Source organism: Bacteroides sp. HF-4919 (genome assembly GCF_018860125.1).
Window position 1 is genome coordinate 492,976 of record NZ_JAHKNF010000001.1, and the last position, 14,457, is coordinate 507,432.

Consider the following 14,457-nt stretch of genomic DNA (forward strand, 5'->3'; position numbering starts at 1 on the left):
TGCGTATTCTGTGGTGAGCCTTTACTTACTTTGCACGAAGCGCAGTGCCCTCCCTGCCGGCACGCTTCCTCCTGCCTGTGCCAGGCTCAGGTAAACTTCCGCCTTTCCCCGGTCACCTTCAAGCAGACAGAGAATGCCCATGTTACACCCGGCCTCAGGCAGGGTGGCAAAGCGTTGCAGATATCTCCGGGCACGCTCCGTATCGCGGCGCAACAAGGCTACTCCGGCAGCGTTGATGCACGCCACCGGACTGTCCGGATAAAGACGTCCCGCCAAGTCCATCAAGTCATTGAATTCAGCCGAACCTACGGCATGTGCTTCTGCCAAGCGGCAGAAGTCCGCCACCGAGAATGCTTCCGGTTTGCCCGAAGTAACAACTGCCTCCCCTTCTGTCATGCCTGTTGATGGCTGTGCCGCCAAGCTTCCGTCTACGTAGCTTACCTCGTAGTCGATACGACGCAACTTCCCGAAGAAAGCTGACGACAAATAGTGATAGGCAGTCCCACCCGCCAAATCCATCAGCATTCGTTCGCGCCCGTCCACCACATCCACTGTACGGATAATGTCGAGTACAGACTCTTTGAATGCCATCTCCGACCCAACTATCAGATCGGTCAGTCCTTTCCAATCCTCCGCTATCCAGTTCACCTCAAAAGGCACTGTGCCGAAACTTTTCTCCCGCCGGATATAATCTTTCAATGCCAGTGCGCGTTGTAGGCCCAAACGTTCGTTTGCCCGATAGTCACCGTCCGGAGCCGTATAACCTGTCAAACGAATACCTTCCAGACTCACACCCGGTGTTTCTTTAAGCGGACGTGTCACAGCCAAAAGTTTGTAAACAGCTTCTACAAAGTTACGCGCATCATACTTCGTTTTCTGCCCACGACTGTAATCCAGCACGATGCTGCCACGCACCGTCTGCCGTACCTCCTCAACCTTCGGTGCCTCCGTAGCCGAAGGCGACAAAAAGCCTACCCACGAGAGCAGCATGCTGTCCGTAGGCAGATCAACCTTCACCTCGCATACGGACAAAGGGCGTACCGAGGTGGACTTTCGAGTACCTACCGGGGTTATTTTCTGTCGTACCTTTTGTTTGTTATTCACTGCCGACACCGTTTTTTTTTCCGGCGAGTCGGCACCGGCCTTCGCTCCTGCCATTCCCGGAAGCAACAGCAGACACAAGACCATGCTCAGTTCTCTTTTCATCTTATCTATCTAAAATCAATTTATTAAAAGGTGTGGATAGCCCGTATAAACCTCACACTTAGCGAGCCTCTCCTATCATTTATCATCAGTCATTTTAAACCACACTTGGAGTATTATTCTGAATGGTAGTATTATCCGTCGCATACCCATTGTCAATTACATTCGCACTCAGAACAATCTGCACATCATTGATTGTCAATGTAACATGATAGTATCCTCCTGCATTCAATGCGCCGCCAAACGCAGTAACCGTGACCGTACGGACTTCACCATCTACCGTTACCGAAATGGTCAATTTACTATCGGTCAAAGGTTGCGGAGGAAGTAAATATTCATAAACCCGGTTCCCGGATGGAATTTCTACATTCGGATTGTATACATATCCCCCCGCCGCAGGGGTCCCTCCGGTAATCGTGCCGGTAGTTATATCGACTTGCCGCTGAAGATAAAAATTGGTTGAATTATTCTTCAACACTATGTTTTCAATTTTACATTTACGGCCTGACATCACATTCGTCCCTCGGACAAATGTAAGTTTCAACCGGGCATACGCATGTTTCATATTAAGAAATTGCACTGCTTTATGATCATTATTTATCACCGCTGATCCATCAACAGCCGCAGCGGTACCGTAACACACATCTTTAGCTACGTCATAAGTTTGGGCAACCAAAGTCGCAGTCGTCGTGTTATCGACAAATGATACAGACTGATAAGGATAATATGCGTACAGCCCCACCGGACGGTGATCCACCAGTATTTCTGTGAATGCGGTCCAACCGGTTGCGCTATAAGTATAGGGAGCATCATACTGAGGTGGATATCCGTTAGCGTTCGTACGGAAAAGACCTAATTTATAAGTAGCGTTATTAATGACTCCGCGTGTGGACACTCTCGTACTCAAAGAAGCTTCCGTGACCCCGATAGGCACTTGTCTATCGGTTGGGATAGGTCCTTCTTCCTCCTTCCCACAAGAGAAAAAGAGAAACAGACTTAATGAAAGCAAACAATATTCTAATACTTGTTTCATAGGACATACAATTTATCGTTTAACACATCTTATCGTTCTGCCATCAGCCCGCGCCCAACTGGGATTTATACCGGCGGTACTCGGTGATCCTTGCATGACATTAAGCCCGTTGGCTGTTTTTCCGGAAGGGGTCCGAGACCAATAAAAAGCCCAAGCTCCGTCTTTTGATATAGTATTGTTTATTTCAGTAGATGACTGATTCCGGCTTCCCAAAGTAAGCAGGAATACACCATTATTTCCTCCGAACCAAAAACCTTTGGGAGAACTGTTATAGGTAACTCCCGCATTAATCAGATCTTGTAGTTGTCCATCAGAAGGTGTTTCCCAAGTACCGGGAGGGACTACTTGGTAACAGGGATCATTGGCTGTAGAATAATTCCCACTGTTATATTTACCTACACCGATATCGAGAGTATTCCATCCGATGAATCCTCCTTCTGTCGCACCACCATGATAATTTGTCTGAGAAGCCTCAAAATAAAAATTAGATCCGCTTTTATAAAGATTTCCCCTTGCCCATTTATAGCTCCTCACCGAGATATAATTTGGCACAATGCTAACCGTTATCTTATAATTACCGGCTGCATTGAATAAACGGTTTGTAGCACTAACCGTAATGGCGTTATTCATTTGTCCATTACCGATTTTTAAAGTAGTAAACTTAATTGTAAGTGTACGGTTACTTTGAGGGAGTATCTTATACACATTACTATTCACTGTAGTAGCATTCGGATTGGTCCATGCCACGTTCAATGTCCCGCTTGTCCCCGTTACAGGAAGAGTTGTCTGGCTCGCATTCCAAGTCACAGGGCTGTTGCTAAGTCCCGAGATAGTTGCCGCACACTGCTGAACCGTATTATTATTAAACTCTTTAGCCACTACACACAACTGAAGTTGGGCACACTGTCTCGAAAAACTAATGCCACTCAACAGGCATTGCCCGCTTGCATTGGCCGTAACATTTACCCCGGTCTTCTGACACAACATGAAATCCTGGTTATGCGTCACTGTTGTCGACCAATTACCGGACAAAGCGGCCGGAGCTGAATTGGTTCCGTATGAATAAAAGACAAACGCATACGTCCCGGGCCTTAACACCCACTGTCCGGAAACACCTGCGGGAGTGGCTGTATTCGCTACAATCGAGGCAATGCCGGAAGCATTGGTACTATAAACCGCTGTACCCGCATAATTAGCAGCCGTTATGGAATTGTTTTTATAGGCTACAACCCGAAACTGCATATTGGCCATATTGCCACGCGTCTGTACCGGATTAACGGGAAGTAAAGATTCAATTGTCGTTTCTACATCATAGCCCGAATCATAAGTACTGTCCAAAGGCTGCACTATCTTTGTCAAAATCTCTCCGGAACGGGTAACCGCACCACCTAAAAACTCATCTACCCCATCTACTTTTACGTTGATAGATACCATCTCCCCATCTCCTTCTATCGGATCATGATGTCCCGAAGGAAATCTTTCATCTTCCTCCCTGTCACACCCTGTCACTGCAAGCAAAATCAAGAACAAAGAACATGAACAAGCCATTAGGCGAATCATACTTTTAAGTATTCCCGTTTGCGTCCTGTCAATTATGCATCTCATATTTATAATCAAAATTAGTATTCCCTTGAGTCCCGTAATCATTCACTGTCAAAGCATTCGTAAGTACCATCTGTATATCTGTAATCGTCAGAGATACATTGTAGTATGATCCGGCATCCAACGAACTGCCCAATCCCGCAATATTCAAAAAACGCACTTCGTCGTCCACCGTCACAAGAACTGTTAATGTATTGCCGGCAAGTGGCTGCGGAGGCAACAAGAAGTCATAGCTCGATTGCTCCCCAATCGCTATATTCACATTCGGATTATAAACATAACCTGTTGTCACGGCAGTTCCTTCGGTTGCACCGGCTGCCGTGGTGATATCCAAATGACGTTGCGGATAAAAATCGGTATTATTAGATTTTAAAGTAATATTCTTTATATTACATGCCTTACTCTTATCATAATTCGCTCCACGCAGCAATGTCAGTTTGAGCCGGGCATAAGCGTGTTTCATAGCTGTAAACTCCACTTCCGGAGCATCATTATTAATCATGCTTGCACTCCCCACAGGTAGCCCCTTCCCATAGCACATATCTTTGTCCGCACTGTAAAGTTGCGCATTCAGGACGGCTGTTGTCGTATTGTCTACAAAGGAAACGGATTGATAAGGATAATAAGCATACAAACTCACCTCTCGATGATCCACCTTCACTTCTGTAGAAGCCGTCCATCCGGTTGCTGTATACGTATAAGGCGCATCATACTGAGGAGGGTAACCTTTGTCACCGGTACGAAACAGTCCCAATTGATAAGTGGCGTTAGCAATCAGCCCACGTGTAGTCTCCGCACCGTATTCAGGAACGGCAACAGTCGATATTCCTATAGGAATCTGCCTGTCGGATAATATTTCGGATGAAGTGTCCGTTGTAATCTCTGCCCCGCATGATATACACAATCCGCACATGGCAATAAAAAACATACTATTAATTTTCATGACCAAAAACAGTTTAAAACAGAATTTGTATGTATAGTAGCCTCACCTATCAAGTCTCCCGAAGCAGTGGTTGGCGCAGGCCAGTCAATAGTAGAAACCCCATCCGGAGCAATGACGATTCCATGCGCTCCTTGTACGGTGATCTCAATCAAGTATTTTTTCCCGGCTTCCAATTGAGATAATTTAGAACGCGGAATCCCCAATGTATATACGTCACTGTCTACTGTAAGGTCTACTTTCATGCCACAGTCAGCTACTCCCAGAATGGTTCCGATCGATCCTAATGTGCAAGGTACGATAAGAAAGCCCACCTCTACATAATCAGTTTCCAGTTCCGGAATCGTTTCGTCCACTTTCTCAGCGATTCCCGGCTCCGGGGTGGATGCATTGCCGGCATAAGTTCCGTTTGTAATATCCAGTGTTGTATATGTCAATACATTAGACACTTTTACTTTAGACAACTTGGCATCTTTGGTATACAAATGCCTGTTTATCCGAAAAACGACCCAGCTATAAGCATGATCCATATTTAAGAAAGAAATATCTACAGGAACTTTACTTCCTGCAGGCTGAGCAAAACTGGTCTCATCGGTTACCCCGGTTCCCTTCCCATAGCACAAATCCTTTGCAGCCGAATACAGTCTTGACTTTAGAGGGATGGCTGTCCGATCCGTATAATCCAATCCGTTTTCCTTATCGGCATGATAAGGATAGATTGCCCAAAGGTTTGCATAAACTCCTTCGGCCAGTGACACAGTGTTTTCATCATCAATCGGCGTCCACTTTCCTGTCACCTTGGTATATTTACAGTTATTCCTGTCCGAATATTTTCGGGTACTACCAGCTCCATTCGCCGCCACATCATCCGTCAAAAAGACACCGATAGAATCCCCCTCTCCTATCGTAGCACGAGTATTGACCTTATGCGGTTCGATTACACTCACGCTATTGATGACACAAGGTACGGTGGCATCATCGGGTATACCATCCATATTGTCATCTTGGTTGCAGGCGACCAAAATCAGTAGCAAACACCAAATCCTGATCAGATCATTTAGATTATTCATTATTCTTTTTTTACGATATTAGACTTCACCATTTTCAAAATTTTCATCTTTTGACGCATCTTATCGGGAATGCATCCCAATACCAATAATAGTTGTTTTTAACAGCATAACTCTGATTAAACTCCAGATAATAGCAACGCTTATTACTGGCGCCCGTACTGCTTCTATAATATCCCGTTCCAGGCCAATAGTTTACATTATTTTTACCTCTGTTTCCCATTGCAGGCAGAAAAACCTTATTACCGCCAAAAAATCCTCCGCTCTTACCATTCATACTTCCAGACCTATATCCACTATTTCCCAGATTCTGTAACTGGTTGGCAGTCGGAGTACACCATGTTCCTCGGGGAGCTACCTGATAGCAAGGATCATTATTGGAAGAAAAAGAGCTTCCTCCATACGTGTTATTACTGGAAGAGAGCGTATTCCAGCCAAAAAAAGATCCACCTTGTGTACCACTGTGATAACCACTTTGTGAAGACTCAAAATAAAAATTATCCCCACTCCTGTAAACATTCCCTTTCGCCCACGTAGCTCCTCCCACAGTAATACCGTTACCGGTTATCTTAACAGTTATCTTATAATTACCTCCTGCCGCAAATTGACGCCCGGAGGCATTCACCGTCACACGGTTATTATATTGTATATTACCAATTCTCAAAGTCGTGAGCTTAATGGTTAATGTACGGTTGCTCTGAGGCAGCACCTTATATACATTACTATTAACCGTAGCCGCATTCAAGCTGCTCCACGAAAAGTTTACAGCTCCCCCCGTACCGCCTGTTGAAAGGGCCGCCTGACCGGCATTCCAGGTTATGTTGTTACTATTCAGGTTGGATACAGTGGCTGCACATTGTTGAACCGTATTATTAGAAAAGTCATTGGCCGTGACAGCCAGTTGGAGCAAAGCGCACTGACGCGTAAAGCTGATTCCTCCCAATGTAAACTCTCCTTTATTATCGGGAGCTACTACAACTCCTTCTTTCCGGCAAAGCATAAAATCCTGATTGTGCGAAACGGTTGTAGACCAATTACCGGACAGCATTGCCGGTGCACTATTCAGTCCATAAGAATAGCACACAAAAGTATATGTGCCCGGCCCCAATATCCATTGTCCGGCACTATTGACAGGAGTAGCTGTCTTAGCTACAATAGCTGCGACTCCCGAACCATTTGTCTTATAAACAGCTGTCCCCGCATAATTAGCGGCAGACGAAGCATTTGTTCTGTAAGCCACTACGCGGAACTGTACATTGCCCAAGTTGGCACGGGTCGACACACTATTCTCTAATGGAATTGATTCCACTGTTGTCTCCACATCATATCCGGTATCATAAGTAGAATCCAAAGGCTGTACCAGGCGGGCAACAGTTTCTCCTGAACGCGTCACCGCCCCTCCGTAAAATTGATCAACCCCGTCCACACTCAACTGTATCGGAATCATCCGGCTTTCATCCACGGAGGGATGTTCCTCCTCCGGAGACGATAGATAAAACGTATCACTGTCCTGAGTGCAACTCACTGCGAAAAGAGAAAATGCCAGGCTTAAACCAATCATTTCCATGTACCGTCTCGTTCCGCCATTTACTTTTAGTTTATCTTTCAGTTGTATCATCTTTATCCTCCGTTTATGTTATAATTCCGTATCTACCTGAGTATTTCCTTGTCCGCCAAAATCATTGACAGTAACAACTGCCGATGACAGGATGATTCCCACATCCGTAAATGTCAGTGATACTCCATAATATTTCCCCGAATCCAAAGAACTGCCTAACGCCGAAATATCACAACTCCGAGTTACCCCGTCGACAGTGACAAGAATAGTCAATTTACTACCGGCAAGTGGTTGCGGAGGAAACATATACTCGTATGTCACGCTTTTATCGGCGGCAATATTAACGTTAGGATTATGAACATATCCGGCAGTCACAGCGCTTCCTCCGGTAGCTCCGGCAGTAGAAGCGATATCGAGGCTACGTGTCAGGTAAAAATTGGCATTATTCGATTTGAAAGTAATATTCTGTATATTACATTTCTTAGTCTTATCAAATTTTTCCCCGCGGGTCAGTGTCAACCTCAACCGGGTATATGCGTGTTTCATATTCAGAAACTCAACAAACGGATTGTATACACTAACCGGACCTCCATTCAAGGCTTCACCCACTCCATAGCAAATATCCTCTCCGGCATTGAACAACTGTGCTTGCAGGGTCAAGGTAGTGCCACTTGCCAGCCCGGCATAATTTCCGGTCGCTGTATGATAAGGATAATAGGCAAAAAAAGAAGCATTCCGATAATCTACCTTGATTACATTATCAGATCCCCACTCTCCTCCTGAATAAATATGCTTCACATTGAATAAAGGCGTATAAGTACCGGCAGTGGTCCGAAAGACCCCTAAAGCGTATGTATCATCGTTTATAATTCCGCGTGTTGAGGGCCTATCGTCGGAAGAAGCGGACACTACAGCCAGTGCCTTTTCTCCGGATACCTTGTCTTCTTGTTCACAAGAGACTAATACAAATAGGATGCAAATAAAAAATAATAGGTTTGTCTTCATACGTTTAATATTAAATTACAGTGCCCCTGAGCCACTTTGTGTAGGATCCGATGTCCAATCTTCTGTTCCCACTTTACCACCATCAATAATGATCTCTGTTTCATCTTTAATAGTAGTGGCATCACCACCGTCAAAGCTTATTGGTTGCCAGTCTTTCGTGGTAACCTCCACTATATTAATCGGTATTCCCCCTCTGATATCCAACCGGACTACGTGGCGCTTTCCTGCTACCAGTCCGGCAAGATCCGCCTGTGGCACAATCACACTGAAATCACGTTCATCGATGGTCAAAGTCAGTTTCAAGCCAGACGCAAGAGCCTGCGGAACAAACAGATAGTTACAAGTGGTATCTCTCGCCGCTTCTCCTACCCCCAATCCCGTGTCATGCATAGGTCCGGAGGTTGGATATGAATAAGAAGTAACATTTGTTGTGTTTTGCAGACTCCCGTCTTTTATATCGAACGTCCCGGTGTCAACCATCGAGTCTCCGTTGTCCAATTCTATACGTACATTGGTTATTTTACACTGCAACGGATACCTTCCGTTACGAATCATCTCCAAAGAAAGCTGAGAATAAGGTTTCTCCAATAAAAAATTGATCTGTGGTGACAGATTATTGACTGTGACAGCCACATTGTCTTTGGCATACCACCAATCCGCATCCTCCGTGTAAGCTTGGGTCTTTAATGTGGTCTGTGTAACTGCAGAAAAAGTAACTTTTCCATATGGATAATAAGCACACAGACCGGCTCTTGCCCCGCCCACCCAAACAGGGGTCTCTGACGTCCATTCGTCATCAGGCTGATAAGTGTATTTCACATTACTCTGAGGGATCACATAGTTAGCATCCGCTATCAAAAAAACTCCGATACTGCTCCCTTCAGGCAAGGGTTGAGCGGTGGCTCTTGTAGTCACATCCGCCTTGAATGAAGTGAATACGCTTAAAGGCACACTGTCCGTTTTTTCTGTCGGAAATAAAGTTCTTTCCTGCGAACAGGCAACCAATAATAACATCATTGCATATATGGCAGCCACAGAAGTATTTATATTCATATTGAGTTTCATAATTATGCTGTTCATTTTTGTATAATCATTAAGGTTGGGGAAGCGGTTCGTAATCTATACCTTCATTCAGTATTTTCTCATCCCAGTCAGTAGTGGTTACAGTCACTGATTTAATTGCGATCCCTCTCAATTTCAAAGAGACAACGTATTTTTTACCACTCTCGAAATCAGAGAGATCGCTTATCGGAATGATCACCGTTGCCGGAAACCCGCTTACATTCACTATGACGCTAAGCCCTTTAGTCGGTTCAAACGGGTCAGGCAATAATTTTGTAGGAATCATAAGCAGATCAGCCTGGTATTTTTTAGTAGGACCGTCCAAAACATAAGGAAGGTCTTTTGTGATGTTATATCCGCCCCTGAATTGTTTCTCCGTATCATCCGGATGGATGCCAACAGTACCACTCGTAATATCTATCACCGCTTTTCGAAACAAGGAGTCGTTTGCCAAAGCCACTGAATTAATACTACATATAGCCGGATAAGCATCTTCGACCCCTATATTCAATACTAAACGTGAATAAGCATGCTTAAAATGCATATCTACAAAATATTTCTTAGCATCAACTTCCTGATTAGCCACATAATACAGTTCTTTTAAAACGTCATAGTTTTGTGTCTCCATAGGAATTTTAGTACGGTCCTTATAAAGCTCATCCACTGTTTCTTCCGTATAGGGATAATACCCGCACACATCCGCCTTCTCGCTACCTAAATAAATGGTACTCGCCTCCGACTCGGCTGTCCATTGACTCTCACCGGCATTTAGCGTATATTTTCTATTATTCACAGGCGTATAACTCGTTTCGGCAGTCTGCCCATGGCAAAACAAAGCAATGGAACTTCCGGGCGTAAAAGGTACATTGGCACGAGTCTGTGGATTGCCTTCCACAATGGCAGCAGACGCAATTTCCAACTCAGTACGGGCTGTTTTGTCTTTTTTCCAATCCGGTAAGCTATCACCATCGCTGCACCCCAGTAACATGCAAACTAAAAAACTTATGTATAGTACTCCTTTCATAGTAGCTCAGTTTTAAATATGATTTTATTCAACAGGATATTTATTCCCGCCATCAACCTTATCATCTTCCCATTCCAATGCTTTGACAGTAGGCACGATTTCTGTTCCTTTGATCTTTAATCCGATAACATACTTCTCTCCCTGCCTGAACTCTCCAAGTTCGGAATACGGGATCTCCACGAGCATCTGTTGTCCATCTACCACAAGGCTGACAGACAGCCCGAATTGTCCTCCTTCCGCATCTGTCCGCTCAATTTTAAGCGGAACCGGAATCATCAGTACACGGCGTACATAAGATTCGCCAACAGACAATGTATGAGGTGAAGCTGCAGTTACTGTTGTCAAATCATAATTCCCTGTTTCCGAAGCCTGTATGCTTCCGTCAACGGCAATGTTAATAGTGCCTTTTTTTATTAAAGCGGAATTCCCCAAGGTTATTTTACTAATTTTACAAGGCATAAAGTAGTTCTCACGGCTGATCTTTAACTCCACTAAAGAATAAGCATGCACCATACTAAAAGTAATCGCAGGAGTAAAACCATTTATCATTGTATTCAATGCATAATAGATATCTTCAGTTTCCACATAATCCTGTGATTGCAATGGAATGATCGTCTTGTCCGTATACGCATCTTTATAAGGATAGTAAGCACAGACATCAGCATCGTTACCCACTAAATAAATTGTATCATTAGCCGTCGGAGGTCCCCAATGACCTTCGCTGTAAACGTATTTACGGTTGTCAATAACTTTATATCCGCTTTCAGGTTCTGTGCCCGACAGAAAAATCCCTATGGCCCCTTCCGTCAAAGATACCGGATCGGGAGCTAAACGTGTAACCACCTCCTGCTTAATGACTGCCGAAGATACCTCGAGCGGTACTCGAAGTGCAGATGCTTTCCATCTCCCGTCATCCATCTCACTGTCATCAGAACAGCTACTCAATAAAATACCTCCCACCAGGATCAATAATAAACGTTTCATAATCTTCATATTCTAATTAAAACTGGTATCATAATCACTGCCACTGCCTCCGGTCCCTGTCTGCACCTCTGTCCAATCCCTGTCAATCAAGATTTTGTTACTCAGCAAAGTTAACTTTCCACCTTTGACAACCAATGACACAGTATATTTAGTACCTCTTACAAATGTGCTCAGTTTATCGACCGGAATAGTGACGGAATAATCCATGCCATCCACCGTAAGTGTCAAGACTACGCCTTCGGAAAAAGTTTGTTGGGGCAGCAGCCAGTCAAAACTCGTATCATCTGTAACCCCTATTGCAAATCCGTCTTTTAAACCGGTCGTCACAGTGTGAATATATTGAGGTGTTTGTGTTCCGCTTCCTTCGGTTCCGGTACTGATGTCAACCGTATTGGCTGTGATTATATTTCCGGCAGAAGCCTCTATTTTTGCTTTCGTTATCTTACACGTGTTCGGATACGTAGCATCCCGTACCACAGACAATACCAAACGGGCATACGCACGCTTCAATTCAAAATTCGCAGTAGGAGTCTTTTTCCAGACTTCATCTCCCCCACTGACAGCAAAACGCATATCTTTCTCCGCCGCATAAGTCTGCATTGTCAGGCTGGCTTCTGTTTTCAACGAACTATTTTTAAACTCTACAGAGTTATAGGGAGCATAAGCACATAGCCTGGCGTAAGTGGCACCGACATATATCACAGTAGAAGCCGGCTTCCAGTTTTCTCCCGCAACACGGTTATAACGAATATTTTCCAATGCCGTATAATCCGTCTCGGGTAAACGGAAAATTCCTAATGTTCCTTCAGTCATTTCTACAGCAGTAACAGCACGAGTGTCGACCTCTGCACCGGTTGTAGCCCGGATTTCAAGAGGTATCTCTCCGTTCTCACCCCCTACAGAGTCTGCAACCTCTACTTGTGAACAAGAGCTCCAGCCTACTATTAAAAGCCACATCAGCCACAAGCGTCTTGCCAAGTGAGAATCCGGATTATGCGTATAAAGTCGTTTCATGATTCATCCTTCCTTTTTATGGTTCCGGATTATATTCACCATCTACCGGTTGATTATCCCACGGAGTATCTTTCACACTCAGTTCAAGTGCAGTACCTTTCAGTTTCAGGCTGATCTGATGAATAATGCCTTTGGTTAATGCGCCCAATTTAGTATACGCAACCGGAACTGTCATCAGTTGACCGTCCACCGTCAACTCCAGTGTCACTCCTGTATCTCCATTGTTGGCCAATGTACAGGGAATCATCAGTACATTACTTTTTATAGTCCCCGATTCAGGAACCACAATGCCATCTGCCTGCTTTGCCACATTTGTCCAATAACTGAACGCAGCATTGATTTTAGTCGATGTATAAACCGCTGTTGCCAGGTTCAGCGTAGCATTCTCAATTATATTCGCGTTCTTTATGGCTATTTTAGTTACTCTGCATGTATTAGGATAATTCTCCCGGCTAAAGACAAATTCGATTTGCGAATAAGCATGTCCCATGATAAACTCAACGCTCTTAGCGGCAGAAGTACCATTCACTGTTTTCTTACCTGCATATACCAAATCAAGTTCGGCGTCAAAAATCTGAGAAGTCAAAGAAACAGCTTCTTTAGTTGCCAAATCTAATTTCGTTGTTTTCTTATAAGCACACACATTGGCATTCTCTCCACCCAGATAAATTGTTTCCGTGTTGGGTTTCCAGCCGGAGTTATAGTCATACTGTATATTGTCTTTTTTTACATAACTGGTTCCGGATTCGCCTTCCAGAAAAACTCCGATCGAACCTGATGTAAGTAATTGTGGCGTGACGGCACGTGTCTGCACGTCACCTGTTACAAATGCAGAAGCAATCTCTAAAGGAACTTTTTGTTCTTCTACCGGAAAATCATCATTACCACAGCCCGCCAGTAAAATCAGCGATAAAGTGGCTATTATAATTGGTTTCATATCAGACTTGGTTTTCATTACTATCCTTTCTGTTACAATCAGTTATTAATCTAAAGTCGCATCGTTATCACCACCGGGTACAACAGAGGTATCCCATGGATATACTTTCACTCCCGAAATATCTACTCCCGTACCCTTGACCTCCAGGAAAATGGTAGATAAATACCCGGCTTTCAGAGCTTTCAAAGTCTCGTACGGAATCGTTACCGAATATTCACTTCCATCAATTGTCAATATCAGTTGGGTATTGTCCTCAAAATCCTGTGGAGGAAACAATTTGCTGATACTTACATCCGTACTCCCTTGAGCTATCCCTGCTGTCCCCATAGCAAGCGCAGATGTATCCAGCGTCCAACCGGAAGCTGTGCTCCCTCCCAACTGTCCCGCATCCGCAGCGGATTTACTGATATCCATGCTACGTTCCACATAAAACCTCTTTCCGCTCGTTGCGGGTTTCATCACAATCTTGGTTAACTTGCACTTCAACGGATAAGTCGAATGACAAGCAATGCTGAACTTCACACCGGCATAAGCATGCTTCAGCAAAAAGGAAGCAACCGGATTGCGGTTATTGACTGCCGCTAAAGGAGCATCGGCATAACAAAAATCATTATCCGCCGTATTATCTTTCACTGTCAAAGCAGTAACCGTACTATTATCACCATTAAAAGTGACCTTACCATACGGATAATAGACATGCAAAGAGGCGTCCGTACCGCCAACATATAGTTTATCTGCCAAACTCCATCCGGTTCCGTCGTGAGTACACTGTACATCATATTGTTGCGGAAACGTAGCAGTGTAAGGTGCCGTGCGAAATATTCCTATGCTGGCATTTGACAAAGCAACCGCACGTGTTTCAACGCCATTGTCCGCAACTGTTTCCACTCTGACAGGAACATACTCGTCCTCCCCGCCGGTATCCACCGAATCCATCCCTCCGTTGCTACAGGCAATCAATACTATTGCCATCCCGATATTTGCCAGAATGTGTTTCATCTTTCTCTGCTTTCTTAAAAACATATTTA

The 14,457-nt window shown here is 44.4% G+C and carries 13 protein-coding genes; all 13 read right to left on the reverse strand.

Features of this window, described 5'->3' with window-relative positions; all coding sequences use genetic code 11:
- Positions 1-21: 21 nt before the first annotated feature.
- The 13 genes from KO473_RS02185 to KO473_RS02245 all read right to left on the reverse strand — a co-directional run bounded on the left by KO473_RS02185 (position 22) and on the right by KO473_RS02245 (position 14,452).
- On the reverse strand, positions 22-1,206 hold the full coding sequence (locus KO473_RS02185) for a hypothetical protein (RefSeq protein ID WP_101603016.1): 1,185 nt from the start codon (positions 1,204-1,206) through the stop codon (positions 22-24).
- A gap of 94 nt (positions 1,207-1,300) precedes the next feature.
- On the reverse strand, positions 1,301-2,236 hold the full coding sequence (locus KO473_RS02190) for a fimbrillin family protein (protein WP_181996055.1): 936 nt from the start codon (positions 2,234-2,236) through the stop codon (positions 1,301-1,303).
- A 12-nt stretch (positions 2,237-2,248) separates the two neighbouring features.
- Positions 2,249-3,784, reverse strand: a complete 1,536-nt coding sequence (locus KO473_RS02195; protein ID WP_181996059.1) for a hypothetical protein — start codon at positions 3,782-3,784, stop codon at positions 2,249-2,251.
- 40 nt (positions 3,785-3,824) lie between these two features.
- A complete protein-coding gene (locus KO473_RS02200; RefSeq protein ID WP_032529605.1) occupies positions 3,825-4,781 on the reverse strand; it encodes a fimbrillin family protein in 957 nt (318 codons plus the stop codon).
- Positions 4,778-5,848, reverse strand: a complete 1,071-nt coding sequence (locus KO473_RS02205; protein WP_122130674.1) for a fimbrillin family protein — start codon at positions 5,846-5,848, stop codon at positions 4,778-4,780. Before KO473_RS02205 ends, KO473_RS02200 begins: the two co-directional genes overlap by 4 nt.
- Before the next feature lie 43 nt (positions 5,849-5,891).
- On the reverse strand, positions 5,892-7,463 hold the full coding sequence (locus tag KO473_RS02210; RefSeq protein WP_122130675.1) for a hypothetical protein: 1,572 nt from the start codon (positions 7,461-7,463) through the stop codon (positions 5,892-5,894).
- Positions 7,464-7,481: 18 nt separating this feature from the next.
- Positions 7,482-8,408: a fimbrillin family protein gene (locus KO473_RS02215; protein ID WP_122130676.1), complete on the reverse strand. Its 927-nt coding sequence runs from the start codon at positions 8,406-8,408 to the stop codon at positions 7,482-7,484.
- A 15-nt stretch (positions 8,409-8,423) separates the two neighbouring features.
- Positions 8,424-9,479: a fimbrillin family protein gene (locus tag KO473_RS02220; protein ID WP_181996060.1), complete on the reverse strand. Its 1,056-nt coding sequence runs from the start codon at positions 9,477-9,479 to the stop codon at positions 8,424-8,426.
- Positions 9,480-9,501: 22 nt separating this feature from the next.
- Positions 9,502-10,494 carry a fimbrillin family protein gene (locus tag KO473_RS02225; protein WP_122130678.1) on the reverse strand — a complete coding sequence of 331 codons (993 nt, stop codon included), beginning with the start codon at positions 10,492-10,494 and terminating at the stop codon, positions 9,502-9,504.
- Positions 10,495-10,518: 24 nt separating this feature from the next.
- A complete protein-coding gene (locus tag KO473_RS02230) occupies positions 10,519-11,478 on the reverse strand; it encodes a fimbrillin family protein (RefSeq protein ID WP_181996056.1) in 960 nt (319 codons plus the stop codon).
- 12 nt (positions 11,479-11,490) lie between these two features.
- Positions 11,491-12,492 (reverse strand): fimbrillin family protein, encoded by a 1,002-nt coding sequence (locus tag KO473_RS02235; RefSeq protein WP_122130680.1) that lies wholly within the window; start codon positions 12,490-12,492, stop codon positions 11,491-11,493.
- A gap of 16 nt (positions 12,493-12,508) precedes the next feature.
- Positions 12,509-13,447 (reverse strand): fimbrillin family protein, encoded by a 939-nt coding sequence (locus KO473_RS02240; protein WP_005808946.1) that lies wholly within the window; start codon positions 13,445-13,447, stop codon positions 12,509-12,511.
- A gap of 27 nt (positions 13,448-13,474) precedes the next feature.
- Positions 13,475-14,452, reverse strand: a complete 978-nt coding sequence (locus tag KO473_RS02245; RefSeq protein WP_122130681.1) for a fimbrillin family protein — start codon at positions 14,450-14,452, stop codon at positions 13,475-13,477.
- Positions 14,453-14,457: the final 5 nt, after the last annotated feature.

Coding starts and splice junctions, on each gene's coding strand:
- KO473_RS02185 (WP_101603016.1), bottom strand. CDS start 1,206: ATGAAAAGAGAACTGAGCATGGTCTTGTGTCTGCTGTTGCTTCCGGGA.
- KO473_RS02190 (WP_181996055.1), bottom strand. CDS start 2,236: ATGAAACAAGTATTAGAATATTGTTTGCTTTCATTAAGTCTGTTTCTC.
- KO473_RS02195 (WP_181996059.1), bottom strand. CDS start 3,784: ATGGCTTGTTCATGTTCTTTGTTCTTGATTTTGCTTGCAGTGACAGGG.
- KO473_RS02200 (WP_032529605.1), bottom strand. CDS start 4,781: ATGAAAATTAATAGTATGTTTTTTATTGCCATGTGCGGATTGTGTATA.
- KO473_RS02205 (WP_122130674.1), bottom strand. CDS start 5,848: ATGAATAATCTAAATGATCTGATCAGGATTTGGTGTTTGCTACTGATT.
- KO473_RS02210 (WP_122130675.1), bottom strand. CDS start 7,463: ATGATACAACTGAAAGATAAACTAAAAGTAAATGGCGGAACGAGACGG.
- KO473_RS02215 (WP_122130676.1), bottom strand. CDS start 8,408: ATGAAGACAAACCTATTATTTTTTATTTGCATCCTATTTGTATTAGTC.
- KO473_RS02225 (WP_122130678.1), bottom strand. CDS start 10,494: ATGAAAGGAGTACTATACATAAGTTTTTTAGTTTGCATGTTACTGGGG.
- KO473_RS02230 (WP_181996056.1), bottom strand. CDS start 11,478: ATGAAACGTTTATTATTGATCCTGGTGGGAGGTATTTTATTGAGTAGC.
- KO473_RS02235 (WP_122130680.1), bottom strand. CDS start 12,492: ATGAAACGACTTTATACGCATAATCCGGATTCTCACTTGGCAAGACGC.
- KO473_RS02240 (WP_005808946.1), bottom strand. CDS start 13,447: ATGAAAACCAAGTCTGATATGAAACCAATTATAATAGCCACTTTATCG.
- KO473_RS02245 (WP_122130681.1), bottom strand. CDS start 14,452: ATGTTTTTAAGAAAGCAGAGAAAGATGAAACACATTCTGGCAAATATC.